Annotated in this window: 21 protein-coding genes and 3 tRNA genes; 17 read left to right on the forward strand and 7 right to left on the reverse strand. The window is 64.0% G+C overall.

The annotated features are described in order from the left end of the window. Positions 1-49 precede the first annotated feature (49 nt). The 4 genes from AC3ENJ_RS08155 to AC3ENJ_RS08170 are packed head-to-tail and all read left to right on the forward strand — an operon-like array spanning position 50 to position 4128. Positions 50-1450, forward strand: coding sequence for an amino acid permease (locus tag AC3ENJ_RS08155; RefSeq protein WP_431813671.1), 1401 nt, complete (start codon positions 50-52; stop codon positions 1448-1450). Positions 1451-1501: 51 nt separating this feature from the next. Continuing rightward, on the forward strand, positions 1502-2005 hold the full coding sequence (locus AC3ENJ_RS08160; protein WP_431813672.1) for a phosphoribosyltransferase: 504 nt from the start codon (positions 1502-1504) through the stop codon (positions 2003-2005). Between the two features lie 31 nt (positions 2006-2036). Further along, on the forward strand, positions 2037-2654 hold the full coding sequence (locus AC3ENJ_RS08165; RefSeq protein WP_431813673.1) for an ABC transporter ATP-binding protein: 618 nt from the start codon (positions 2037-2039) through the stop codon (positions 2652-2654). Between the two features lie 46 nt (positions 2655-2700). Then, positions 2701-4128 (forward strand): hypothetical protein, encoded by a 1428-nt coding sequence (locus tag AC3ENJ_RS08170; protein ID WP_498957864.1) that lies wholly within the window; start codon positions 2701-2703, stop codon positions 4126-4128. An 85-nt stretch (positions 4129-4213) separates the two neighbouring features. Here the strand turns inward: AC3ENJ_RS08170 and AC3ENJ_RS08175 are convergent, their stop codons facing one another. From AC3ENJ_RS08175 to pta, 3 genes are all read right to left on the reverse strand, one after another. Further along, entirely contained in the window at positions 4214-4456 is a 243-nt protein-coding gene (locus tag AC3ENJ_RS08175) for a putative endonuclease domain-containing protein (protein WP_431813675.1), read from the reverse strand. A 915-nt stretch (positions 4457-5371) separates the two neighbouring features. Then, positions 5372-6604, reverse strand: a complete 1233-nt coding sequence (locus tag AC3ENJ_RS08180; RefSeq protein ID WP_431813676.1) for an acetate/propionate family kinase — start codon at positions 6602-6604, stop codon at positions 5372-5374. Between the two features lie 96 nt (positions 6605-6700). Then, the gene (gene pta / locus AC3ENJ_RS08185) at positions 6701-8794 is read right to left on the reverse strand and encodes a phosphate acetyltransferase (RefSeq protein ID WP_190780935.1); all 2094 of its coding nucleotides are present in this window, start codon (positions 8792-8794) and stop codon (positions 6701-6703) included. A 130-nt stretch (positions 8795-8924) separates the two neighbouring features. Here pta and AC3ENJ_RS08190 point away from each other — a divergent pair, with 130 nt between their 5' ends. The 4 genes from AC3ENJ_RS08190 to AC3ENJ_RS08205 all read left to right on the forward strand — a co-directional run bounded on the left by AC3ENJ_RS08190 (position 8925) and on the right by AC3ENJ_RS08205 (position 11682). Further along, positions 8925-9287 carry a thiamine-binding protein gene (locus AC3ENJ_RS08190; RefSeq protein ID WP_190780934.1) on the forward strand — a complete coding sequence of 121 codons (363 nt, stop codon included), beginning with the start codon at positions 8925-8927 and terminating at the stop codon, positions 9285-9287. Between the two features lie 18 nt (positions 9288-9305). Next, positions 9306-10241 carry a spermidine synthase gene (locus AC3ENJ_RS08195; protein WP_431813677.1) on the forward strand — a complete coding sequence of 312 codons (936 nt, stop codon included), beginning with the start codon at positions 9306-9308 and terminating at the stop codon, positions 10239-10241. 154 nt (positions 10242-10395) lie between these two features. After that, positions 10396-10758: a VOC family protein gene (locus tag AC3ENJ_RS08200; RefSeq protein ID WP_190780932.1), complete on the forward strand. Its 363-nt coding sequence runs from the start codon at positions 10396-10398 to the stop codon at positions 10756-10758. Positions 10759-10881: 123 nt separating this feature from the next. After that, positions 10882-11682 (forward strand): urea transporter, encoded by an 801-nt coding sequence (locus AC3ENJ_RS08205; protein ID WP_431813678.1) that lies wholly within the window; start codon positions 10882-10884, stop codon positions 11680-11682. Positions 11683-11694: 12 nt separating this feature from the next. Here the strand turns inward: AC3ENJ_RS08205 and AC3ENJ_RS08210 are convergent, their stop codons facing one another. Then, complete coding sequence (locus tag AC3ENJ_RS08210; RefSeq protein ID WP_190806557.1) at positions 11695-13158, reverse strand: NCS2 family permease; 1464 nt, start codon at positions 13156-13158, stop codon at positions 11695-11697. Between the two features lie 224 nt (positions 13159-13382). On the opposite strand from AC3ENJ_RS08210, the gene AC3ENJ_RS08215 reads away from it, so the two are divergent. From AC3ENJ_RS08215 to AC3ENJ_RS08225, 3 genes are all read left to right on the forward strand, one after another. Continuing rightward, entirely contained in the window at positions 13383-14213 is an 831-nt protein-coding gene (locus tag AC3ENJ_RS08215; protein WP_190780930.1) for an HAD-IIA family hydrolase, read from the forward strand. A gap of 141 nt (positions 14214-14354) precedes the next feature. After that, on the forward strand, positions 14355-15776 hold the full coding sequence (locus AC3ENJ_RS08220; RefSeq protein ID WP_190806558.1) for an FAD-dependent oxidoreductase: 1422 nt from the start codon (positions 14355-14357) through the stop codon (positions 15774-15776). A gap of 657 nt (positions 15777-16433) precedes the next feature. After that, positions 16434-17147 (forward strand): hypothetical protein, encoded by a 714-nt coding sequence (locus tag AC3ENJ_RS08225; RefSeq protein ID WP_431813679.1) that lies wholly within the window; start codon positions 16434-16436, stop codon positions 17145-17147. Between the two features lie 169 nt (positions 17148-17316). Here the strand turns inward: AC3ENJ_RS08225 and AC3ENJ_RS08230 are convergent, their stop codons facing one another. Next, positions 17317-18699, reverse strand: a complete 1383-nt coding sequence (locus tag AC3ENJ_RS08230) for a D-arabinono-1,4-lactone oxidase (RefSeq protein WP_308495774.1) — start codon at positions 18697-18699, stop codon at positions 17317-17319. A gap of 223 nt (positions 18700-18922) precedes the next feature. On the opposite strand from AC3ENJ_RS08230, the gene AC3ENJ_RS08235 reads away from it, so the two are divergent. The 6 genes from AC3ENJ_RS08235 to AC3ENJ_RS08260 all read left to right on the forward strand — a co-directional run bounded on the left by AC3ENJ_RS08235 (position 18923) and on the right by AC3ENJ_RS08260 (position 21942). Continuing rightward, positions 18923-19870 carry a universal stress protein gene (locus tag AC3ENJ_RS08235; protein ID WP_190780927.1) on the forward strand — a complete coding sequence of 316 codons (948 nt, stop codon included), beginning with the start codon at positions 18923-18925 and terminating at the stop codon, positions 19868-19870. Between the two features lie 91 nt (positions 19871-19961). Then, a tRNA-Glu gene (locus AC3ENJ_RS08240) sits at positions 19962-20034 on the forward strand. A gap of 90 nt (positions 20035-20124) precedes the next feature. Beyond that, a tRNA-Asp gene (locus AC3ENJ_RS08245) sits at positions 20125-20198 on the forward strand. Between the two features lie 62 nt (positions 20199-20260). Next, a tRNA-Phe gene (locus tag AC3ENJ_RS08250) sits at positions 20261-20333 on the forward strand. 469 nt (positions 20334-20802) lie between these two features. Beyond that, the gene (locus AC3ENJ_RS08255) at positions 20803-21321 is read left to right on the forward strand and encodes a helix-turn-helix domain-containing protein (RefSeq protein WP_190780926.1); all 519 of its coding nucleotides are present in this window, start codon (positions 20803-20805) and stop codon (positions 21319-21321) included. Between the two features lie 21 nt (positions 21322-21342). Next, positions 21343-21942 (forward strand): PIN domain-containing protein, encoded by a 600-nt coding sequence (locus tag AC3ENJ_RS08260; protein WP_431813680.1) that lies wholly within the window; start codon positions 21343-21345, stop codon positions 21940-21942. A 124-nt stretch (positions 21943-22066) separates the two neighbouring features. On the opposite strand, the gene AC3ENJ_RS08265 is transcribed toward AC3ENJ_RS08260, so the two are convergent. After that, complete coding sequence (locus tag AC3ENJ_RS08265) at positions 22067-22768, reverse strand: TVP38/TMEM64 family protein (protein WP_431813681.1); 702 nt, start codon at positions 22766-22768, stop codon at positions 22067-22069. 26 nt (positions 22769-22794) lie between these two features. After that, the gene (locus tag AC3ENJ_RS08270) at positions 22795-23652 is read right to left on the reverse strand and encodes an NYN domain-containing protein (protein WP_431813682.1); all 858 of its coding nucleotides are present in this window, start codon (positions 23650-23652) and stop codon (positions 22795-22797) included. Positions 23653-23671 lie beyond the last annotated feature (19 nt).

Consider the following 23671-nt stretch of genomic DNA (forward strand, 5'->3'; position numbering starts at 1 on the left):
GTCGCCGCTCTCCACACGTGAGGGCGCGACTCGATCTGATCGGGATGTCATGTCCGCAACTGCCCCCACTCCGCACCCGGACATCAATAAATCTGATGCCTCGCACATGAAGACCCGCCACCTGGTGATGATGGCGCTGGGTTCGGCCATCGGCACGGGGTTGTTCGTCGGTTCGGGTAACGCCATTGCCGTGGCCGGGCCCGGTGTGCTGATTTCGTTCCTGGTGGCGTGTGTGATCCTCGTGCTGGTCATGCGTGCCATGGGGGAGATGGCAGCGGCCGAACCCGCTCGCGGCGCCTTCTCGCTCTATGCCGAGCAGGCCATGGGTCGCACCGCCGGTCAGACCCTGGGCTGGCTGTGGTGGGTTCAGCTGGTGATCGTGATTGCCGCCGAGGCCACTGCCGCCGCGCAGATTTTGAACGAGATGTGGCCCGTGATTCCCCAGTGGCTCATGGCGCTCGCGTTCATGGTGATCTTCACGGCGCTGAACCTCATCAGCGTGAAGGCCCTGGGCGAGTCCGAGTTCTGGTTCGCGCTGCTCAAGGTGGGTGCCGTGGTCGTGTTCCTGCTGGTGGGGGTGGCCTTGCTGCTGGGGCTGTTGCCTGCGCCGTCGCCGGGGCTGAGCAACCTCACGGAGCACGGTGGCTTCATTCCCAACGGGTTCACGGGTGTGGCCGCGGCGCTGCTGATCGTGGTGTTCGCCTTCGGTGGCACGGAATTGGTGGTCGTGGCCGCCGCCGAAACCGAGAACCCCAAGGAGAACGTGGTCAAGGCAATCCGCACCATTGTGGTGCGCTTGCTCGTGTTCTACATCGGCGCCGTGACGCTCATGGTGATCATCTTGCCGTGGAACGACGAAACACTGTCGTCCAGTCCCTTCGTGGCCGTGCTGAGTGAGGTCGGTTTGCCCGGTGCGCAGGCCGTCATGGCCATTGTGATCGTGCTGGCTCTGCTTTCCGCGCTCAACGCGAACCTCTACGGCGCATCCCGCATGCTGCACTCATTGTCTTCACGTGGCTACGCCCCGGCCCGGTACTCCAGGTTGAGCCCTCAGGGCGTGCCCCGCGCGGCCGTGGTGGCGTCTGTCATTGTTGGATTCCTGACGGTCGGCGCCAATTATCTGTGGCCCGAGCAGTTGCTCGGATTCCTGCTGAACACCATCGGCTCCACCGTTTTGGTGGTGTGGACCTTGTCCTTGATCTCGCAGATCATCCTCCGACGCCGCTCGGACCGCGCGGGACGTCGGCTGTCCTTCCGCATGTGCGGCTACCCGTACCTGTCGTACGTGGCGCTGGGCCTCATTGCATTGATCTTCGTGCTCGGCTTCTTCGACCCCGTGGTCCGGACCCAGTTGCTGCTGACCGGCAGCTTGGTGCTGATCATCGCGGTTGCATGCAAACTGCGGACGGCGCAGAAGTCGCGGACAGCTTCCGCGCCGGTCGACCGGTGACCGTGGCGGGCTCGTTGGGCACGTTTGTGCTGGAGCGACTAACCTGCGGACATGGCTTATCACGCTGATTCCGCGGACCTGCAGACCAAAGAAGTACTCACGTGGGAGAGTTTCGGCACCGCCAGCCGTGATCTCGCCCAGATGATCGTCGACTCCGATTTCACTCCGGACATCATCATTGCCGTGGCCCGCGGTGGGTTGTTGCCCGCCGGTGCCCTGTCCTACGCCATGGGCGTCAAGCTCTCGGACGCGGTGAACGTGGAGTTCTACACGGACGTGCACGAGACCCTGCCGGACCCCGTGCTGCTGGCGCCCATGCTGGACACCGAGTCGATCAGCGGCAAGAAGGTACTGGTCGTGGACGACGTGGTCGACTCCGGGCGCACTCTGGCCCTTGTACTGGAACTGCTCAGTGGGTACGGCGCACAGTGCCGTTCGGCCGTGGTCTACGAGAAACCCCAGTCGGAAGTGAAGCCGGACTATGCGTGGAAGGCCACCGATGAGTGGATCGTGTTCCCCTGGTCGGATCAGGATCCGGTGACGCAGCGCAAGTAGTCGCTACCCGTTCGGTTAGTGTGGGCGGACTATGAGTAAGCCATTGGTCGAGGTCAGTGCCGTGTCCAAGACTGCTTCTGGCCGGAAGATCCTGGCTCCCGTGAGCTTCTCGCTGACCGCCGGTGAGGGAGCGGTTCTGACTGGACCCAATGGTTCGGGGAAGACCACCCTTCTGAAGATCATGGCGGGCCGGGAGTTGGCCACCGAAGGGTCCATTCGGTGGCGGGAGTCCCTGGACCCTCGGGCCGGTATCGCCACGGTACTGGGTGATCCGCCATACTTCGAAAACCTCACCGTCCTGGAACACCTCCGGTTCGTGTGTGTCTCGTGGGGAGACTTGCCGGGCACGTCCGCGCCGGAGCGCATTCTGGAGGCTCTCGGGATTGCGAGGATCCGGGACAGTTTTCCGCTTGAACTGTCTTCGGGTGAACGACAGCTCGTCGCCCTGGCCATCGGGCTCATCCGGCCCTCTGAACTCATGATTCTGGACGAACCCGAGCAGCGCTTGGACAGCGAGCGGCGGGCCCGAGTCGTGGAACTATTGCTGGACAAAAAACGCAACGGCGTCGCCGTCGTCTTGGCCACGCACGACTCACAGTTTGTGGAGGCGCTCGCGGACAGTCACGTGGCGCTGGAAATCACGGCCTGACGTGATTGGTGGTTCTCGACCAACGGTTACCGAAGAGGGGTGTGCGATGACGCGCGCTCAGCGGAGCAGGATTGTCGCGGCGCAGCGCGTGCTCGGACCCAAGCAAACGGGCAACAAGAACCTCGTGTACTGGCTCTATCTCGCGGGGCCACTGGTCTGGTACGGCGCGTTCGGGGTGCGGGAGCTGGGATACGCGGCGGGATCTGACACGGTTCTTACCGTGTTCTTCCTGAGTGGATCTCTGGCTATTCTGCTGGCGCCGTGGCTGCCCACCCGATATGGGCCGGTGGTGGTTTCCGCGCAGGAGCTTTTCTACTTCGTGGAGGGGCCGTTCGGGCTCCGTGGGACGGTGCTGCGGCGGACCGTGCGCATTTGTCTCGGTGTAGCGGCGTGCGCGGCGTTGGTTTCCGCGGTCATCGCCGTTGGGCTGCGGATGGAGGTGGTTGATGCACTGCTGATGATGGCGTTCGGTACGGGAACGGCCGCGCTCTTTGCCTCGGGTGTCGTCCTCGGCGGTTCAAGGTTGGCTACCTGGGCGCGACTTGTCTTCGCAGGACTAGGCTGCAGCACGCTGGGTCTGACCTTGGGGATGGGCCTCGGTCACTCGATTCCATGGGCGCTCACCGGGGTGGTCTTGACCTGCGCTGCCGCAGCGATGCTTTCACTTCCGGCCGCGCTGGATCAGGTCACCGATGCGCGGCTGCGTACGGACCTGCGTTCGCGTGAATTATTAACCGCCGGGCTCATTGCTGGGGATTTGCGAGTTGCCACCTCGACCGGTGGCGCGGCGCGGCGTGTCTTCCGGAGATCTCGGCTGGCACTGGGCTCTCATTCGTGGCTGAATGCGGTGTCGGTGGATGCGATGACACTTGTTCGACGGCCATTTCGATTCATGGGGGCGCTGCTCTTGAGCTTCTGCGCGGGGGCTGTCGTGACCATTTTTGGTCCTCATCCGCTGCTGGTGACGCTGGCGGTTGTGGTGCTGCAGTGGGTCTTCGGAGTGCTGGCCAAGGGGCTGAATGACTACCTGGAATCCGTGGGTGCGGATCGGATCTTGCCTCAGGGTGTCTGGGGGATGTCCGCCCGGCACCTGCTGGCGCCTGTGGTCTTGAGCACGGTGAGCCTGGGCGCGGGGTTTGTGGCGGGGGATTTGTTGTTCCTTGGTGCGTCGATCAATCCTGCTACGCCGCTGATCCTGCTGTTCCTCCCGCTGCTCATCAAGCTGAGTTTGAGCGGTGCCGGGGCCCTGCCAGCAGAGATGATGACTGGCGTGGTCACACCGATGGGAGACTTATCAGCCATCGTGCGCATCGTGTGGATGTTCCAGGGGCTCGTTCCCGCCGTGCTGTTGGCGGTGCTGCTGCAATACATGTCGCTGTCCACGGCGGCTTGGTGGTTCATCGGCGTGCTACTGATTCTTGCTCTGTCCCGTCTTAGGCAGTTGTCCGATATCGAGCAGCGGGGGTGCAGCTGAGTGTCGGGATTCACGGTGTTCGACTTTTCAGTCCGTAAACGTGCATCGAGGGGCTTGGGCCCGGCACTTTTACGGACTGGATTGTTTACCCCCGCTGCCCGAGGTGCTGTGACAGCCATTCGAGCAGCAGATGGCGGCGTCCTGGGTCGATCAAGTCTTCCCACACGACGTATCGCACCCGCCAACCGGTGTCTTCGAGTCGGTGACGGCGGTACATCTCATCGCCGTACTGACGACGGTCCAGGTGATCAGCACCGTTGTACTCGACAGCGATCTTGGATTCCGGCCAGGTCAGATCCAGGTAGCGATCGGCGCCGTCCACGACCACGTGGAAATTCAGAGCGGGCGGCGGACATCCATGAGCAATGATGATCAAACGAGTCAGGGACTCAGTGGGGGACCAGGCTCCTTGGGCAGCGTCATCAAGGGCAGCTCGTACTCTCCGCACAGCACGTGACGTGGGAGGCAGTCTGTCGATTCGTCGATTCAGAAGGTCACGGCTGTACAACGGAAATAACCTGCCGCCGGGGAATCTGATCTTGCGAGTCATGAGGGCGTCAAGACATGCCGTGATCCGCCAGCGGGCCACGTGAGGGGCAGCCACGACGAGTGCCTCAACGGGGTCTGCCAACATGCTCCCCCACGGGCCGGGGAAGCGCCCCAGACCATACGACTTGGTCATCAGCACGGTCTTATCCGGACACTTCCGGCGGACGCCCAGCCAGGAGAAATGAGGAGTGGCCATCATTGTCCGATACTCGCCGGCTCGTGCTGGTGGCGCGTGTCCGAGCAAGTGATCCAGGTCTGCGTTGGGCAACCCTAAAGGGAGACCATAGAGCTGCAAAGCAGTCAGACCCGTGACTCGCAGCTCTGACTCCGGACGGTCCAGAACGTGATGCAGTAACGCTGCGCGTTGAAACGCATCTAGAGGCGACGCGGCACGGACCCAGTGTCTGTTGGTGAGTCGTTGCATGTGGGTGTCACGATTCAGTGACCTGGGGGCTCTACCCCATGCCGAGCTCGTGCCCACGAGGGGCTTGATCCCCAGATCGGGCATGCGAATGAGTGGCGGCATAGCCGGAGACTATGAATTTCCGTGTAAATCCGCAGCCACGCGGGGAGATTGTGGAGGGCACATCCCGAAGTTCTCGGAACCTATAACACTTGAGTCCGTAAAACTGCACTTCCGACGGGTCAGAGCGCAGTTTTACGGACTCAAGTGTTCAGGAGCGGGCCCGCGGAGCTACTTCCGCACCCGGTCCCGCACCAACGACGCCGTGGCCTCTGCGATGGCGCGTTCCTCATCCGTGCCGATCACCAGCACCTCGATCGCCGACTCCGAGGTGCTGATCCGCGCCACCTCGCCCTCCGGGGAGGCATTCAACTCGGGATCTAGCGCTATGCCCAGCGCACCCAGCTCGTTGCACACCCGCGTGCGGAATCCCGGTGAGTTCTCACCGATGCCCGCAGTGAAGATGAGGGCCTGCGCATCACCCACGGCCACGTGGTAGCCGCCGATGTACTTGGCCAACCGGTATGCAGCCATGTCCAGCGCCAGCTGGGCTTTCTCGTCACCGTTGGCCGCCCGCTGCTCCACCGCGCGCATGTCCGAGTCACCGGAGATGCCCTGCAGGCCGGACTCCTTGTTGAGGATCGTGTCCAGTTCCTTGGCGGTCATGGCGGGGTTGCGGTCCAGCATGGCCGTGACCACGGAGGGGTCCAGGTCACCGGATCGCGTGCCCATGATCAGACCCGCCAGCGGAGTGTAACCCATGGAGGTATCGAAGGATTCACCATTGCGGATGGCCGTGACGGAGGCGCCATTACCCAGGTGCGCCACAATGCCGTTGAACTGCTCGCGCGGTATCCCCAGCACATCGCACGCCTTGCCCGTCACGTAGTCGTGGGACGTGCCGTGGAACCCATAGCGACGCATGCCGTGCATGACATACATCTCCTCGGGAATGGCATAGCGCCAGGCCTTCTCCGGCATCGTGCGGTGGAAGGCGGTATCGAACACGCATACCTGCGGCATGTGCGGCCAGGTTTTCTGGATGGCGCGCAACCCCAGCGCCGAGGCCGGGTTGTGCAGCGGAGCCAGGGGCGCGAGGCGTTCGATCGCGCGGATGATCTCGTTGTTGACCAGTACCGGCGCGGAAAACCGCTCACCGCCGTGGACCACGCGGTGCCCGGCGGCGTCAATGGTGCGCCCGCCCAGCTCCTCATCGAGCCGCTCGGCCAGGATCTCCAGCGCCTGCGTGTGGTCCTTGATCTCGGACGTGCCGATGTTCTGGATCAGACCCTTGGTGATGATTTCATCGGTCTCGACACCCTCGGTCGCCCGGGCCAGCGGCACGTTCTCGTTGATCGCCGGCATGGAGGAGGTGTACGGGTTGGTCGGTTCATCGGCCGTAGTCACCTCGCGCACCTGGTACTTGATCGACGATGATCCGCAATTGACAACGAGCACGAGCATGATGGGTCCTTCCGCGCGCCCGGTCGATGGGCGCCTCTGGTGAGCTGATCGAAGGGGCGACGCCGCCCGCAAACCTCGCGAGCCGCGTCGTAGGTTCTAGAGGCTCTGGGCCTGGATGGCCGTGATGGCCACGGTATTGACGATGTCGTCCACCGTGCAGCCGCGGGACAAGTCGTTGACCGGCTTGCGCAGACCCTGCAGCACCGGGCCCACCGCCACCGCGCCCGCGGACTGCTGCACCGCCTTGTAGGTGTTGTTGCCGGTGTTGAGGTCCGGGAAGATGAACACGGTCGCCTGCCCGGCCACGTGGGACTCGGGCAGCTTGGACTTGGCGATGGAGGCGTCCACCGCGGCGTCGTACTGGATGGGACCCTCGACCTCGAAGTCGGGATGGCTGGCCCGCACCAGCTCGGTGGCCGCGCGGACACGCTCGACGTCCTCACCCGAACCGGAACCACCGGTCGAGTAGGAGAGCATGGCCACCTTGGGATCCACGCCGAACTGTTCGGCGGTCTGCGCGGAGGCCAACGCGATGTCCGCCAGGGCCTGCTCATCCGGGTTGGGGTTCACGGCGCAGTCACCGTAAACTAACGCGCGATCGGCCAGCAGCATGAAGAACACCGAGGACACGATGTTGACACCCTCGCGGGTCTTCACGAACTCCAGGGCGGGGCGGATGGTGTTGGCGGTCGTGTGCACGGCACCGGAGACCATGCCGTCCACATCGCCCAGCTGGACCATCATGGTGCCGAAGTATGAACCGTCCGCCATACGTTCGAGTGCTTGCTCCTTGGTCACGCCCTTGTGGGAGCGCAGCTTGACGTACTCGTCCGCGTAGCGACCGCGCAGTTCGTCGTTGTGCTGGAAATCGATCAGGTTGAGCCCATGGGCCTCGAAATCCAGGTCGATGCCCTCGGACTGCGCCAGGGTTCTGATCTGCTCCGGATCGCCCAGGATGGTGAGGTCGCAGAAGTTGCGACGGTGAATCATCTCCGCCGCGCGCAGGATGCGGGGGTCCTCACCCTCGGGCAGCACCACGTGTTTGCGATCGGCGCGCGCGGATTCCACGAGCTCGTGCAGGAAGCGCAACGGGGTGCGCTTCACCGGTCGCGGCAGGTTCATGCGCCCGGCCAGCTCGTCGCTGTCCACGTACTGGGACCACGCGCCGCGGGCCGCCGCGACCTTGCGAGGGTGGGCGCCGCCCAGTGTGCCGCGCGTGGAGGCCACCGCGCTGGCCGCGGTGAAGGTGTCACGATCGGTGGTCAGCACCGGGAACGGCGCGGCGGCCAACAGTGACGCAACGGCACCTTCCGGGCGGAAACCACCGGTCAGCAGCATGCCCGAGGGCACCGGCAACGACGCCGCGAACGACGACGCCAGGGTCGCCGACATCACGTCCGTCCGATCACCCGGGGTGATCACCAGGTCGCCATCCGTGAGCTGATCCAGGAAATGCCCCACGGTCATGGCCGCGATCTTAATGCCCTTGATGTCGCGGTCCAGGGAGTTGTCGTTGAGGTCGGCGCCGAAGCCCTGGGCGTCCACGAGTTCGGCAATGGTGGGATGGGAGATCGCGGTGACCTCGGGGATCACGTAGACCGGCAGGTTGTGGGCACCGGGTTTGGCGCGCCGGGTCAGTTCCTCGACCTGCTCAGGCGCGGCACGGTTGACGATGACCGCGTAGATGTCGCAACCGGCCTGGCGGAGCTCGGTGCGGGTGACGTCCACGGCGTTGACGGTGTCCGCCACGGACTCTGCGTTGTGAGCGCTGATGACCGCGGCCACCGAACACCCCATGTTGTTGGCCAGGCGGGCGTTGAGGTCGAACTCCGCGGTGGCCGCGTTGTGGGCGACCAGGTCGGTGCCGTCCACCAGGATCACATCGCACTCGCGGGCCATCTCGGAATAAATGGAGACCGCCGCCGAATCCAGTTCGTCATGATTGCCGGAGGCCAGAATCTCCCGCGTGCGAGCGAGGGAGACCCCGCCGCGGCAGCGGAATTCGGGCAGATCGAACGTGCGCTTCATGAGTTGGAGCGCGGAGTCCTGTTCGGGGGAGTCACCGTCATGCACGGGGCGGAAGAACCCCAGTTTGTCCGTGCTGTTGAACAGCGTGTCCGCCAGCCCCAGTGCCACCAGTGTCTTGCCGGACTGCGGTGTCATGGCGGAAACGTAGATGCCCTGGGTCATGGAGATGGTCCCTTTCGGTTGGCGGTCTGCTGTCCCAGTTTAGAGATGCCACATGTGCGGTGGGGCAACAAAGGTGTGACGATCGAAGGTTTCACGGGTGCTCGGGTGGGAGAAGTGCCACACTGGAGGCATGTTGGTCGCCTTCTCAGTCTCTCCCAGCGGCGGGGACAACCCCGACGCCTCCGTTCACGACGCCGTGGCCGCCGCCGTCCACGTGGTCCGCGAATCCGGGCTCCCCAATCGCACGGATTCCATGTTCACCACCATTGAGGGTGAATGGAATGAATGCATGGAGGTGGTCCGTCAGGCCACCGCCGCCGTGGCGGAGTACGGCCCGCGCGTGTCCCTGGTGCTCAAGGCGGACATTCGACCCGGTCACACCGGAGAGCTTTCCGGCAAGGTCGAGCGCCTCGAGGCTGCCATTCACAGTCACGAACTCAACCGTGCCCGGGAACGCCGCGGCATCACGTCCGGCTCCCCGGATCAGAAGTAATCGGGCGTCCCGGGACCAGTGAGCAAAAAACGCAACCGTAAGAATCGGCGGGATCAGGCGGAGCCGGTGAGTGCGGCGTCGTCGGACGCGCCAGGCCTGAGCGAGGGTACCTGGCATACGGACACCGGGACCGTGCAGCTCGAACATGACTCGTACGTGCCCGGCGCGTGGGTGCTGCGCGTCAACGGTGTGCCGTCATCGCACATCGTGCCGGACCGGCCGGATCAGCTCGAATTCGAGTACATGAGGTGGTTCAGCGCGCTCACCGAAGAGCACGTGGACCGTCATCTGAACCCCACCACCCTGCGCATTCTGCACCTGGGCGGCGGCGCATGTTCCATGGCGCGCTACCTCGCATGGCGCTATCCCGCTGCCCGCCAGGTGGTCGTGGAGTTCGACGCCGCTCTGACGCGGCTGGTCCGCGAATGGCTCGATCTACCCCGCGCACCTCTCCTTCGGATCCGCGCCGGGGAAGCCCGTGAAGTGACCGAATCACTGCACGAGTCATCGCGCGAGGTGATCCTGCGTGATGTGTTTGCCGGCGAGCAAACACCGGGGCATTTACGGACTGTGGAGTTCGCGCGGCACGTGGATCGGGTACTGACATCGGACGGGGTGTACCTCATGAACGTGGGGGACACCCGCAATCTGAAGGGAACGCGCGCGGAGCTGGCTGCACTGCTGGAAGTGTTCGAGCACGTGGGTGCGGTTGCGGATCCCGCCATGCTCAAGGGGCGCCGCTACGGCAACGTGGTGTTGGTTGCCTCGCACGCCCCGCTACCCGAACCCGGATCCGAGGCGGGTGCCGCCCTGACCAAGGAACTGCTCGGTGGGCCCCTTCCCGCCCAGTACAAGGACACCGCATGGTGCCGCCAGCTCGTGGCCGAAACTCAGCCCTGGCACGACAAACCGGCGGACCAGATGCCGGCGGTGGGGACCATTACCGGCGCGTGAGTCACCGGTCGCATCTCCGAGCCCCAGGCGTTGTAGCCCGGTGCGCCATTTCATCCGGCTTTACTGCACAGTAGCCTGGCCTACCGTGCAGTAAAGCCGGACCAAATGGCTCTCGGCCCTCCCGCTCCCTGCCGGGCCACCGTAGCGTGGACCCATGACTAGCCACCTGCACTCACTGGCCATTGACGCCCACGACCCGAAAGCCCTCGCCCGCTTTTGGTGCGAGGTACTGAACTACCGGATCGATGAGGAGGAAGAGGGTTTCGTCAGCGCCTCCCCCAACGAGGGGCAATCCCTGCGGTTGGACTTCATCCAGGTTCCGGAGGGCAAGACCGTGAAAAACCGGCTGCACCTGGACATTAGGGCCTCTGACTCGAATCAGGACGCGGAAGTGGCGCGCGTCGAATCCCTGGGCGCCTCCAGGGTGGACGTGGGCCAAACCAGCAAGGACAGCTGGGTGGTGCTCGCCGACCCGGAGGGCAATGAGTTCTGCATCCTCTCGGATCGGCAGGAGTAATCCATACTGGCCCGTGTGTGGATGGCGCAAGCGCTGATCAGGTCTCAGGGGCAGATCTTCTTCCAGCGCGCCACACTCGGCGGTCTATTAGTCCTGCTGGCCCTGACGGTGGCGTCACCGTAGTTGACGGGTTTCGCGCTGCTCGGTGCAGCAGTGCAGACCGGCGTGTCCCTGTGGCTGCGTCGGCCGAGCTCCGTGTCAGCGCATCGCGACGCCGCAGACGGGATTCATGGGTTCTGCGGTGCCCTCACCGGGTGCGCGGCGTGGCTCGCGTGCGGTCCCTCAACCGCCGCGCTCATCTGGACCGTCCTGGGCAGCGCACTGTGCGCGGTGCTCATACGGTTCCTCGAACGGCTGCGCATCTTCGCCTGGTTGCCCATGCTCACGGGACCGTTCTGCGCGGTGAACTCTGCGCTGAACCCGGTCTTCGGGCGGTGGCATCGAGACACTTCGGAAGCACCGCCGTTCGAGTTCTTCGGGCCGCTCCCGGAGCTCGTCACCGGCACGGTTCGGGCCTCCGCGCAAGTCCTCCTGACCGATCACTTGCTGACGGGCCTGTTGATCCTCGCCCTCATGTTTTTCGCCGGCGCTTGCGAGGGCCTGTGGTCGCTCACCGGGGCAATGGCCGCCACGGCCCTCGGCTTCTGGATCCTCGGTGGGGAACCCGCCACGGCGGACCTGGCGGGCTATTGCGGCTTTTTGGCCGCCCTCGCCCTGGGCGCGGTCTTCCCACCCGACGACGCCGCTCGCGCACTCCGCCTGCTCGTCCCCTTGGCGGGTGCGTGCCTTACGGTGCCACTGTGGTGGGCCATGGACCAGACAGGTATGGCCGTGTACACGTGGCCGTTCGTGCTGACCACGTGGGTGACACTGGTCACGCAGCGACGGTGGACGCGACGGGAAGTGGCCGGGGCGGCGTCGTAGTCGAAGAGCGAGTTACGCCGTCCACCCCTCGATCACGGCAATCCCGAAGAACACCACGAACGCGCCGGCCACCACGTACATGAGCGGGTGGACATCGCGCCAGCGGCCCTGGACCAGGCGGATGAACACGAAGGACACGAAGCCCGCGCCAATGCCGTGCGCAATGGAGTAGGTGAACGGCATGACGGCGAAGGTCAGGAACGCGGGGACGGAAACGCCCCAGTCCTCCCAGTCGATGTGCACCACGTTCTTGGCCATCAGGAATCCTACGACCACCATGGCGGGGGCCACGGCCTCGAAGGGCACCACGTTGACCAGCGGGGTCAGGAACATGGCCAGCAGGAACATGATGCCGGTGACCACGTTGGCCAGGCCGGTGCGAGCGCCGTCGGCGATACCGGTGGAGGACTCCACGAAGATCTGGTTGGACGAGACCGAGCCCGCACCGCCGGCCACGGCGCCGAACGCGTCGACCAGCAGCACGCGGTCAACGCGCTCGATCTGACCGTTCTTGTCCACCAACCCGGCCTGCTGGGAGAGGCCCACCATGGTACCCATGGCGTCGAAGAAAATGGACAGCAAAATGGTGAAGATCAGCAGCATGCACGCGATGACGCCCAGTTCGCGGAAGGCGTCAATGGGGGCTGCCGAGCCGATCAGGGAGAGGTCGGGGAGTGCGAACAGGCCCTCGGGATTGGCGGGAACCACCAGGGACCAGCCGCTGGTGTTGTCCACGGAGGAGCCGGACGGGGAGACCGCCTCGAGGATGTGGGCGAAGATCGTGGTTGCGATCACCGCGATGAGAATGCCGCCGCGCACGTTGCGCACCAGTAGCGCCACGGTCAGCAGCAGGCCCACCACGAACGTAAGTGTGGGCCAGCCGAACAGTTCGCCGCCGTTGCCCATTTGCACGGGAACGGTGGTGCCGGCGGCGTCCGGGATGCGGCGCACGAAGCCCGCGTTCACGAACCCGATGAGCGCAATGAACAGCCCGATGCCCACCACGATCGCGGTCTTCAGGGACGGCGGCACCGCGTTGAACACCGCGGTGCGGAAGCCGGTGAGGACCAGCACCACCATAATCAGACCGGCCCAGATGACCAGTCCCATGACCTCGGGCCACGTCAGGCCCGGGTTCGTGGCGATCGTGACCGCCAGGAACGCGTTCACGCCCAGGCCGGTGGCCAGCGCGAAGGGTGCTTTGGCCCACACGCCCATGGCAATGGTCAGTACGCCCGCGACGAGGGCGGTCACAGCGGCCACGCGCTCGCCGCCCAAGACATTTCCGGCGCCGTCCGGACCGTAGCCCAGTACGAGGGGGTTCAACACCACGATGTAGCTCATGGCGATGAAGGTGGCCAGGCCACCGCGAATCTCTCGTCCCACGGTGGAGCCGCGTTCGGAAATGTAGAAGAAGCGGTCCAGCGCTCCGCGGGGTTCGCGCGTTTGCGATGCGGGCTTGGTCGGTGACGACATGAAGATCCTCACGGGTCAAAGGCACAACGGCAGCGCACGGCACGGCTACCGGAATGGGGGCGTTTGTGTAGAAATACTACGCCGACGGCGCAACCGCTGCCGCGGCCCATGTTCTCGCGCGCTCACCTTATCCGGTGCGGTGTTGCTCACCTCACAGCCGTGCCGGCCCGTCCTCAGTACGCTGGAGTGCAGAGGAACGATGATTGCCCGGGAGGACAAAGCTCATGACGAAGTCCGCAGAGGCACAATTCACCCACGTCACCACATGGCTCACCGACATGGACGGTGTGCTGGTCCGCGAGGACACGGCAATCCCCGGTGCGGCGGAGCTGCTGGAATTGTGGGAAGAACGGGGCCAGGAGTACCTGGTGCTGACCAACAATTCCATTTACACCCCGCGCGATCTGGCGGCTCGTCTGGCGCGCTCGGGATTGCACGTGGCGGAGGAAAATCTCTGGACGTCCGCACTGGCCACCGCGCAGTTCCTCAAGAATCAGAACTCGGGTTCCCGCGCCTATGTGATCGGTGAGGCGGGGTTGACCACGGCGTTGCACGAGGCGGGGTTCGTCCTGACGGACACCGATTGCGATTACGTGGTCCTGGGTGAGACACGCACGTATTCGTTCGAGGCCATCACCAACGCGATCCGGTTGATCCTCAACGGCGCGCGTTTCATCTCGACCAACCCGGATACCACCGGGCCATCGCCGGAGGGGCCCATGCCGGCCACGGGATCGGTTGCGGCCCTGATCACGGCGGCCACCAATCTCCACCCTTACGTGGTGGGCAAGCCGAACCCCATGATGTTCCGCTCTGCCCTCAACCAGATCGGTGGGCATTCGGAGACCACCGCCATGTTGGGCGACCGGATGGACACGGACATCGTCTCCGGTATGGAGGCGGGCCTGCGAACCGTTCTGGTCTACAGCGGCGTGACCGCCCCCCAGGATGTGGAGCGGTTCCCGTTCCGACCCACTCTGGCACTGGATTCGGTGGCCGACCTGTTGGAGCTGCTCACTGCTGACGGGCAGGAAGCGGCCGGGGCTGCGTCGTAAATCGAATCCTGCCCCACCCGGGTGTGACGGAACATTACGCGGGGGTGGCCCGGTGTGTGCGATTGCTCAAATTTCACTACCGTAGAACCCAGTCCCCGCAGGCACGCGAGTGTGCGTGCGCGTTGAAAGGAAATACCAGCTGTGACAGCACCTACTTCAGCACGTCCGTTGCGCGTTGCCGTGATCGGAGCGGGTCCGGCGGGCATTTACGCCGCTGACATGCTCACAAAGTCCGAGGCCGTGCGGGAAGGCGAGCTGGAAGTCAGCGTTGATCTGTACGACCGCTATCCCACCCCGTTCGGTCTGATCCGCTACGGTGTGGCCCCGGATCACCCGCGCATCAAGGGCATCATCACCGCGTTGCGCTCGATTCTGGGCCGCGGCGACATTCGCTTCTTCGGCAACGTGGAGTACGGCAAGGACCTCACGATGGGGGAATACCTGGCGCATTACGACGCCGTGATTTTCGCCACCGGTGCTGTCAACGATGCTCCGTTGGTAATCCCCGGTGCGGACCTGGATGGTTCCTACGGCGCCGCCAAGTTCGTTGCCTGGTACGACGGCCACCCCGACTACCCGCGAACCTGGCCGCTCAACGCCAAGGAAGTTGCGGTCATCGGTAACGGCAACGTGGCGCTGGACGTGGCCCGGGTGCTGTCCAAGCACGCGGATGACATGCTCGTCACCGAGATCCCGGGCAACGTCTACCAGGGGCTGCGCGATTCGCCGGTCACGGACGTCCACGTGTTCGGCCGCCGGGGCCCCGCGCAGATCAAGTTCACCCCGCTCGAACTGCGTGAGCTGGCAAAGTCCCGCGACGTGGACATCGTGCTTTATGACGAAGACTTCCAGTTCGACGAGGCCTCCGAGCAGGCCATGGTCGAGAACAACCAGACCAAGGTCATGATGAAGACCCTGCAGAAGTGGCGCGAAGACGATTCTCCCAAGACCGCATCCCGCCGCCTGCACCTACACTTCCTGCAGACTCCGTCCGAGATCCTGGGTGACGAGGACGGCAAGGTCAGCGGCATCCGCATGGAACGCACCCGCCTCAACGGGGATGCATCCGTGACCGCGACCGGCGAGTACATAGATTACCCGGTCCAAGCCGTCTACCACGCCATCGGGTACCTGGGGTCCCCCCTTCCGGAGGTCCCGTTCAACCCCGACCGCGGCGTGGTCCTCAACCAGGAAGGTCGCGTCGTCGACGGCGAGGGCACCGTGGTTCCGGGCGTTTACGCCACCGGCTGGATCAAGCGCGGCCCCGTGGGCCTGATTGGCGCCACCAAGTCCGATGCCCTCGAGACCATCAACCACCTGCTCGAAGACCGTAACGCCCTGGCCGATCCGGATTTCCCGGAGCCCTCGGCCATCGAGTCGCTGCTCCAGGACAAGGGTGTCGAATACACCACCTGGGACGGCTGGCTGGACCTGGACGAATACGAGCAGAGCCTCGGCCAGTCCTCTCACGACGCCGAGGGCAATCCCCGCGAACGCGTCAAGGTGGTCGACCGCGACGAGATGGTCTCCGTCTCCCGCCGCGGGGTCCCCGCTCGCAGCTAGTTCTCCCGGACACTTTCCCGCCGACGCCGCCGCCCCTCCAATTCCCGCGTTCACCCCGGGCCGGGTGGGGCGGTGTTGTCGACGGTAAAGCCTCTGAGCGAGAGGCCGTTGCAAACTGGTCGACGGTACGACCCAAAAAGCCGGTTCTCGGGGTCGTACCGTTGATCAGCCTGCGGTGCGGTTCGGGGCACTGGCTTTAGCGTCGATCCGTGTGCGCGGTGACGTGAACTCCACAGTGAGTACATGTCGTTTCCGGTGACTCGCGTGATTCCTAGCCTGTGAAGCATGAAGAAACTCGGTGACCCTTTGGTGCTCGGACCGCGCCCGCTCGTAAGGTCCACCGCAGAGCTGGGTAGCCGAGCTCGAGATCTTGAGGGACGCCCGGGGACTTACAAATTGGTTCGGGGCACGTGGGTTTGTTCGGGGGTTCCTTTAACGCCCATCCGCAGATCTCTGTTGTTGCACGATCACTATTCAAAAGACGGCGTAGGTCTGAGTATCACCGGTATTCATGCGCTTCAGCTGTTCACACTGCCGGTTGGATACACCAAACGATGGGTCAACGAGTTCCTGGGCGACCCGCCCCCAATGCGTGCACGAGAGTTGAGCAGGGCTTACGAAGTCCCACATCTTGCGTGGACCGAATCCCGTCCCACGGTGCGCGAGCAGGGAATGCGATTGACCAAGTCCTATGGACTGAAAACTTTTGCGGGTCCCTGGGGCACGCGATTGGTCCACCCCGTCGAAGCTCTGGTCGCCGCGGCACCTTACCTGTCCCAATGGCGGCTGACTGCCTGTCTTGATGCGTTGCTGTCCGGTGAACTTCAAATTCCGGAGTTCACCCCTCAGCCAGCAATGACGAAGGACGACATGACGGCAGCAATCTCACTCTTGCCAGCGCGCAACCCTGCTGTCATCGCCCTGAAACGCGCACTCGTCAACGCGGCAGAACCCGTATGGTCACCGATGGAAACGTTGGTGCGACGGATGGTTGTCACACAAGATTTTCCCGAGCCCACGTTGAACCACCCTGTGATGATCGAAGGAAACCTCGCGTACCCGGATCTGTCCTGGCCCGAGCTGCGATTGGGCATCGAATACAACGGAGGAATTCACCTCCTGGATCGCCGTACGTACGGCACCGAGATGAATCGCATCCGCACGTTCCAAGATCACGGTTGGGATCTCAACATTCTGGTGTTGGACGATCTCGAAGACCCCCGTCTCCGCTGGAATTGGCTGCAGTGGTTGGCCGAAAGGCTCAATCGGGGACCCCAAAGCGCAAGCCGATCGACGGTAATGCCACGACTCCCACGCCCCTCGTCATCTGATGAACCGTGGAGCCATGAAATCGGTCCCTCTCGGTCTTAACGTCCATCAGGTTTCAGGCTTTGGGACCTGTCGGTCACAACGTCGATCAGTGTGCAGACGGGCGGGAACCGATGGCCGTACCGTCGATCACGTGTCACCGGCGACCCAGTAGACACCCCACCGTGGCCGTACCGTCGAACAGAATGCGGCTGGCCGCCGGAATGCCCGACTACAGACCCAGCAGCAATCTCGTATGGTCGTTGAGGAGCAGACCGTGGGGGTCCAGCTCGGAGCGGACGGCCAAGAAATCGTCCCAGTTCGAGTACATGGGCTTGAGGGTCTCGGCGGTTTGAGTGTGAATGACTCCCCAGTGCGGGCGGCCACCGTGGTTCAAGAAGATCTGCTCGGCGGCTCGGAAGAACTTTTCGTAGGGGCGTTTGCCGTACTGGCGCAGGCTGATCCACCCGGTGTAACGGCCCGCGGCGGGGGAGAGGTATCCCTGTTCCGGGGGAGAGCACCGCACCAGGACGGGGAAGGACAGGGTGTAACCCTCCCGGTCCACCAGGGCTTTCAACTCGCTGAACGCCGCGGCGGTGTTTTCCAGCGGCAAGGCGTACTCGGTGGACACGAAACGCACTGCGCGCGGGGCGGTGAACACCCGGTAGGACACATCGGTGTAACGCCGGGAGCTCTTGGCCATGGACTCCAATGTGTTCAGACCGGGCACGGTTTTGGGTGCCACGGAAGCCAAGCGGCCCAGGCCGGAGGTCAGGGTGGTGCGCAGAACGGCGTCGTCCGCCCGACGAAGGGCCCGCGAGATCGGTGAGGCCGGACGCGTGTAAATATCCGGGAGGCGGTGCAGCCGGCTGAGAATGCGGGTGTGCACGGTGGCGCGGCCGGGCATCCAGAAGAATTCGAAGTGATCGGCGCCGGACATCCGCTCGGCCAGGGAATCCACCAGGCGGTCGAGAGGCTCGCGGAACTCTGCGCAGTGCAGCCGAAAAGCGCTGACGCACTGGATGGTGACGGACACGATCACGCCCAGGACACCCAGGTGGACTCGAGCGGCGCGCAGCATCTCCGGATTGGAGGACTCGGAGCACGTGAGCAGCTCGCCGGACGGGGTGGCCAGCGTAATTTCCGTGATCTGCTCAGAAAGGGAAGGTTGCCCCAGGCCGGTGCCGTGAGTGCCAGTGGCGATCGCACCGGCAATGGTTTGGCCCGTGAAGTCGGGCATGTTGGCCAGGGCAAGGCCATGTTCCTCCAGGATCTGGCAGATCTGCTGAATCGTGGTGCCGCCGAACACCGTGACCTGCTGTTTCTCTATGTCTATGGAGCTGAGCCCGCTAAGGGCGGTGGCGTCCAAGAGCACGTCCGAGGTAGGGACCAACGGTGCGAAGCTCTGCCCGGAACCGGCAGGACGCACCCGAAGACCCTGTGCGGCGGCATCACGCAAGACCTGTTCGACCTGGTCCGTGTTCTCGGGGCGTACGATCGCCGCCGGTTTTACCGTGAGGTTGCCGCCCCACGAACGCCACGTATCCTTGCCGGTCTTGCCGGTCATCGACGACGACTTTGCGGATTCGCCCGGTGTTGCCGACTGTTCGTTCACGGTTCGTATCCTCCCTCAGGACCTTTCCCTCGGACAGCGGTTCCGGTTCCTGCCCGCGACGCCGATCCGGGTGCTTTCCTTAGGGCCATCCTCCGGACCCACCCCATCATCTCACCACGGGCTGAGAGGCGGCGCTTGTCCTCCGTGGACACCGGAATGTCGTTCATCCGGGCGGTCCGAGGACTACGCTTGACGTGACGGATCGGCGAAAGGAAGGCGCGCCATGACCTTGAACGGCCGAGAAATTATCGTGGGCGTGGACGGCACGGATCAGAGCCTGGGAGCCCTGCGCTGGGCCGCCCGTGAGGCGAAGCGCCGTGGCGCACCACTTCATCTGGTGAGCGCGTACTCGGTGCCGGTCTACGCCGGTTCCACTTTCGACGTCGGGTACGCGGCGTTCGACCAGGCCGCCCTGGACAACGCCGTCAAAGAACTCGTCCGCGAGGCCGCCCTGCACGTGCAGAACCTCAACGTGGAGGTACGGTCCACGGTCGAGACCGGGGACCCCTCCGGTGTGCTCCTGGAGCTGAGTAAGTCCGCCCAACTGCTGGTCCTGGGCTCTCGCGGCCGCGGTGGCTTGCTCGGCCGTCTACTGGGTTCCGTTTCCACCGCGGTGCCGGCCCACTCGCATTGTCCCGTGGGCATCATCCCGTTGCCGTGGGCGCGTGAACACCAGCTCGAGCGGGACATCAACGAGACCAAGGCGTTCGTCGATGGCGTTTCGGTGGGTTCGGACGGATCCGAGCATTCGAGCGTCGCCATGCTGCGCGCCGCGGACGAGGCGCAACTGCTGGGCGTTCCTCTCAACGTGGTGTGCGCGGTACCGCCCATGGCGGGCGCCGCGTCCTGGATGCCCACCCCCGTGGACTTCGCGAATATCTACCAGGAAATCGCGGACGCCCTCAACGCCTCCGTTCGCTGGTTGCGCGGGCACTTCCCGGATCTGGAGATCAACGCCGAGCTACTGGACGGCTCACCGATCGACGTTCTGGTGGAGCAGTCCAACCGCAATCGTCTGGTGGTCATGGGTACCCGCGGTCGCGGCGGATTCGCCGGAATGCTCCTGGGTTCCACCTCCCAGGGCGTGATCCACAACAGCGCGGGGCCGCTCATGATCATCCAGGGTTTCAAGGACGAGCGTTTGGCCGATCGACCCGAGGTCACCCTGTGATACTCGGGTTTGTACAACCGGGGTATTTACCTCTAAGCTACTGAAGGTCCATCGTCCACTGATGCACAAGCGGCAGTCGGGCGACGTTCTGGCCCCCATCGTCTAGCGGCCTAGGACACCGCCCTTTCACGGCGGCGGCACGGGTTCGAATCCCGTTGGGGGTACGTTTTCTCGCGAGATCATCTCACGCGGTGGGCGATTTGCTAAGGCAGTGAGTTCTACTGGTAAGATATCCACTCGTTGGAAACAACTAAGGCCCTGTAGCGCAGTTGGTTAGCGCGCCGCCCTGTCACGGCGGAGGTCGCGGGTTCAAGTCCCGTCAGGGTCGCTCAGACGGCGATGAAAAGGCAACTTTTCGCGCCGTCGCGGCATATCCCAGGTGATGTGCCTGGCTCTGTAGCTCAGTTGGTAGAGCGTACGACTGAAAATCGTAAGGTCACCGGATCGACGCCGGTCGGAGCCACTGAACCCTCGCGTGGCTTCTACACGCGGGGGTTCTTCTATTTCTAACAGTCGGACACCCCGCACAAACCCCGCACTTTCAAATCAGCCCGGCCAGCTGTTCCTCCATAATGGTACCGGCCCGATCGAGCTCCGCCGCCGCAGTCTTGCGGAACGTATAAGTCGCCAGCTCCGGGTAGCCCTGGGCGTCACGAGTATCCCGGAGCTCTTGCTGGGTATCACAGGGATCCCGCAGTCGTATGTGTGTCGTGGGGAATAACAGGGGAGTGAACTCCTTCAGCCGTTCGTGCCGGCGTCGAAGTCAATCGACGAGATAAAGAGGGCACAGGTAACCGCCGTGCCGATCTAGACCGACCGGTGCGGCCTGTGCAGAGAACTCCTCTTTGCCGACCCACTGTGCGAACGAGTACATTAGTATCAAACGAAGCAAACGCAAGACCTTGCGATTGGTGCACTAAAGGAGTATTTCAATGACCGCCACCGACGCCCTGGCCTCGTCGACGCACAGCGCGAGCCATACGCAGCAGCTTGAGCGTGTCCACGACATGCTCGCCGCAGACGAGGCGCTCAGCCCTGTGCCGCGCTACTACCTCGTCGGAGGCGGGGCTGATGATCCGGTCGAACTCCCCGAGGAAATCTACGTAGTGCTCCGCCGCGTCGTGGACGCGATGCAGACGGGCCTGTCGGTGACGATCTCGCCGACGTCCCAGACCCTGACGACTCAGCAGGCAGCCGATCTGCTCGGCATCAGTCGGCCGACGCTGATCAAGGCTCTCGACGACCGCAAGTTGCCGTACACGCGTGCGGGCACGCACCGGCGCCTCACGCTTACCGATGTCCTGGACTACCGGGAGCAGCGTCGACAGGAGCAGTACGCGGCGATCGAGGCCTCGTCGGTCGACGTCGACGAGTCGGCCGACATTGCGGAGGTGCTCGGCGACCTCCGGGCGGCAAGGAAGGCCGTCGCGGCCAAACGGCGAAAGGGCTAAAGTCCCTGACATACTGGCCCTGTGTTTGCCGCCGTCCTCGACACCAGCGTCCTCTGGCCCAGCCTGCAACGGGACTTCTTGCTGTCCCTGGCCGCTGAGGGAAGCTACCGCCCGCTGTGGAGTTCGGTGATCCTCGATGAGCTGATCTTCCATGAGGCGAGGAAACTCGTCACGAGGGGAACACCCACGGGTGAAGCCCAGGCATCTGCGCAGCGGCTGATCGACCAGATGTCCACGGCGTTCGACGATGCGCTGGTCACCGACTGGGAGTCCCTGGAGGGCACCTACGGCCTCCCAGATCCCGACGACGAACACGTCGTGGCCGCGGCCGCCAAGGGTGGCGCAGAAGTCATCGTGACCAGCAACCTGAAGGACTTCCCCGCGGCACACCTGCCCGATCCCATCCGGGCAATTTCGGCAAAGGAGTTCGTCTACGACACCGTTCGGCAGCACCTGACGCAGGCATGCTGCGCCGTTCTCGAGATCTGCGCGCGCAGTGGGAGGCGCGGGCCTCACCTCACCCCAGCCGAGATGCTCACAATTCTCGACGACCGCTATGGGATGACCGACACCGCTGAACTCCTCTTTGCCGCACCGGGTCTCCGCGAGGCTCTTCGATGAGGGGCGATTCAACGGGTGTCTAGGCTCCGCCGGCTGCTAGGGACCCCGCATCTATTCCCCGCATTCAGCGACAACTCGTAGTAGCTCGCGACATCCCATTTCCGCCCCAAGGACGGGCAGACCGCTACCGCCGCGCGGCCTTCCAGCGTTTGTACGCCCACACGGTCATGACCAGCACCACGATCCACGAGAGCACCACCACGGTGCCGTGGAAGAACGTGGGGTCCGCGACGAACGCACCCAATGCCACCAGGGACACCTGCCCGGGGATTACGGCAATCACGCTGGCGCCCAGGAAATCACGCTGGGTGATGCCGAACGCTCCGCTGCCATAATTGACCGGCCAGTACGGAATGCCGGGAACGAGCCGCAGGGTGCACACGGCTTCAAAGCCCGCGCCGTCCAGGCGGGCCTCAATTTTTTCGCCGTACTTACCGAGCACCCTGCGCACGGCGTCCGTGCCGAGAGCACGGGCCAACCAATAGGCACCCCACGAACCGATCAACACACCGATCACGGAAAACAGGCTGCCCAGGAACACTCCGAAGATCAGTCCACCGGCCACCGCCATGATGGTCACCGGAATGGGGGTCAGGGCAACCACCGCGTAGAGGCCGATGAACACCAGCCAGCTCACCCACCCGTAACTTTCGAGCCGTTGCTGCAGTTGATCGGCCGGGGGAAGTTCCACGTTGAAGAACAACCACAGCATGACCAGCAGCACCACGATCAAAGCGGCGTTGCGGGCAAAAGAACCCCAGGAGATTCCCGAGCTGTCATTCGACCTGCCGCCGGAGGACTCAGGTACTGCTGGCTCGTGACTCACACACTTCAGACTAGAGCACCGGTGGGTCAGGCCAGGGTGTCGATGGTGTCCCAGAAGCATTTACGGAGGTGCTTCCGTACGGACTGCAGATCGGTGTCGGTCTCGCCAATCCTTGCGGCGCAATCCCGCAGCAGGGTCGAATCGATCTCTGCCGGGAGGATGGGTCGGTCCTCCAGAACGGACTGCACCTCAGCCAGGGGAGTGGTTTGGTGCCAATTGCGGGCCAGATGTTCGGCGACCTCCTCCGCCACCGCGAACAACTCAGGGAGATCGGCGTCCGGTTCATTGACCGTGATGAGCGTGGCCTTCTTGCCGGCCAGCATCGCTGGGGTCACAGCGGCCGGCGTTGGCCCCGGTCCCGGCCCGGGACCGGGTGACGGGGTAGTGGCGGGCTGGGGATCGGACTCGGAGACGGTCTCAGATCCCGGCACCACCGCCCGCGTTGCCGGAGTGAACGTGGAAAAGATGAGCTCTTGCGGCAGCACGAGAATGCGGTCCACCTTGTACGCCAAGTGCTCCGCCACGGATTTGATGCCCAAATACCTGTTCTTGTCCTCCAGCGCCAGCAGCACCACCTTCATGCCCAGATCCTGGGCGGCCTCCACGGCCTCGGCCAGATCGTCGTCACCGCTGAGGAGGTAGGCGACCTTGGCGGAACCATTACGGGCGACCTCGACCAGGTCCAGACCCGGCCGCAGGTCCACGCCCTTCTGCTGTCCGTTCACGCCGATGCGACCGAGTCTGACCTTGACGTCGTCGAGCAGGGAAATTTTCTTGTGCCAGTCGCTGAGCACGCCGTCCCGGGAAGCGTCGTACCAATAAATGCGCAGCGGATCCAAGTTGCAGTTGTCACGGGTGATGCTGACGATCCCCGCGATGAGCAACGTCTGAAGAGGGTGTCCG

This window comes from Kocuria sp. cx-455 (assembly GCF_057707085.1).

Excerpts from the sequence above, each read along its gene's own strand:
- AC3ENJ_RS08155 (WP_431813671.1), top strand. The coding sequence starts at position 50 with ATGTCCGCAACTGCCCCCACTCCGCACCCGGACATCAATAAATCTGAT.
- AC3ENJ_RS08160 (WP_431813672.1), top strand. The coding sequence starts at position 1,502 with ATGGCTTATCACGCTGATTCCGCGGACCTGCAGACCAAAGAAGTACTC.
- AC3ENJ_RS08165 (WP_431813673.1), top strand. The coding sequence starts at position 2,037 with ATGAGTAAGCCATTGGTCGAGGTCAGTGCCGTGTCCAAGACTGCTTCT.
- AC3ENJ_RS08170 (WP_498957864.1), top strand. The coding sequence starts at position 2,701 with ATGACGCGCGCTCAGCGGAGCAGGATTGTCGCGGCGCAGCGCGTGCTC.
- AC3ENJ_RS08180 (WP_431813676.1), bottom strand. The coding sequence starts at position 6,604 with ATGCTCGTGCTCGTTGTCAATTGCGGATCATCGTCGATCAAGTACCAG.
- pta (WP_190780935.1), bottom strand. The coding sequence starts at position 8,794 with ATGACCCAGGGCATCTACGTTTCCGCCATGACACCGCAGTCCGGCAAG.
- AC3ENJ_RS08190 (WP_190780934.1), top strand. The coding sequence starts at position 8,925 with ATGTTGGTCGCCTTCTCAGTCTCTCCCAGCGGCGGGGACAACCCCGAC.
- AC3ENJ_RS08200 (WP_190780932.1), top strand. The coding sequence starts at position 10,396 with ATGACTAGCCACCTGCACTCACTGGCCATTGACGCCCACGACCCGAAA.
- AC3ENJ_RS08210 (WP_190806557.1), bottom strand. The coding sequence starts at position 13,158 with ATGTCGTCACCGACCAAGCCCGCATCGCAAACGCGCGAACCCCGCGGA.
- AC3ENJ_RS08215 (WP_190780930.1), top strand. The coding sequence starts at position 13,383 with ATGACGAAGTCCGCAGAGGCACAATTCACCCACGTCACCACATGGCTC.
- AC3ENJ_RS08235 (WP_190780927.1), top strand. The coding sequence starts at position 18,923 with ATGACCTTGAACGGCCGAGAAATTATCGTGGGCGTGGACGGCACGGAT.
- AC3ENJ_RS08255 (WP_190780926.1), top strand. The coding sequence starts at position 20,803 with ATGACCGCCACCGACGCCCTGGCCTCGTCGACGCACAGCGCGAGCCAT.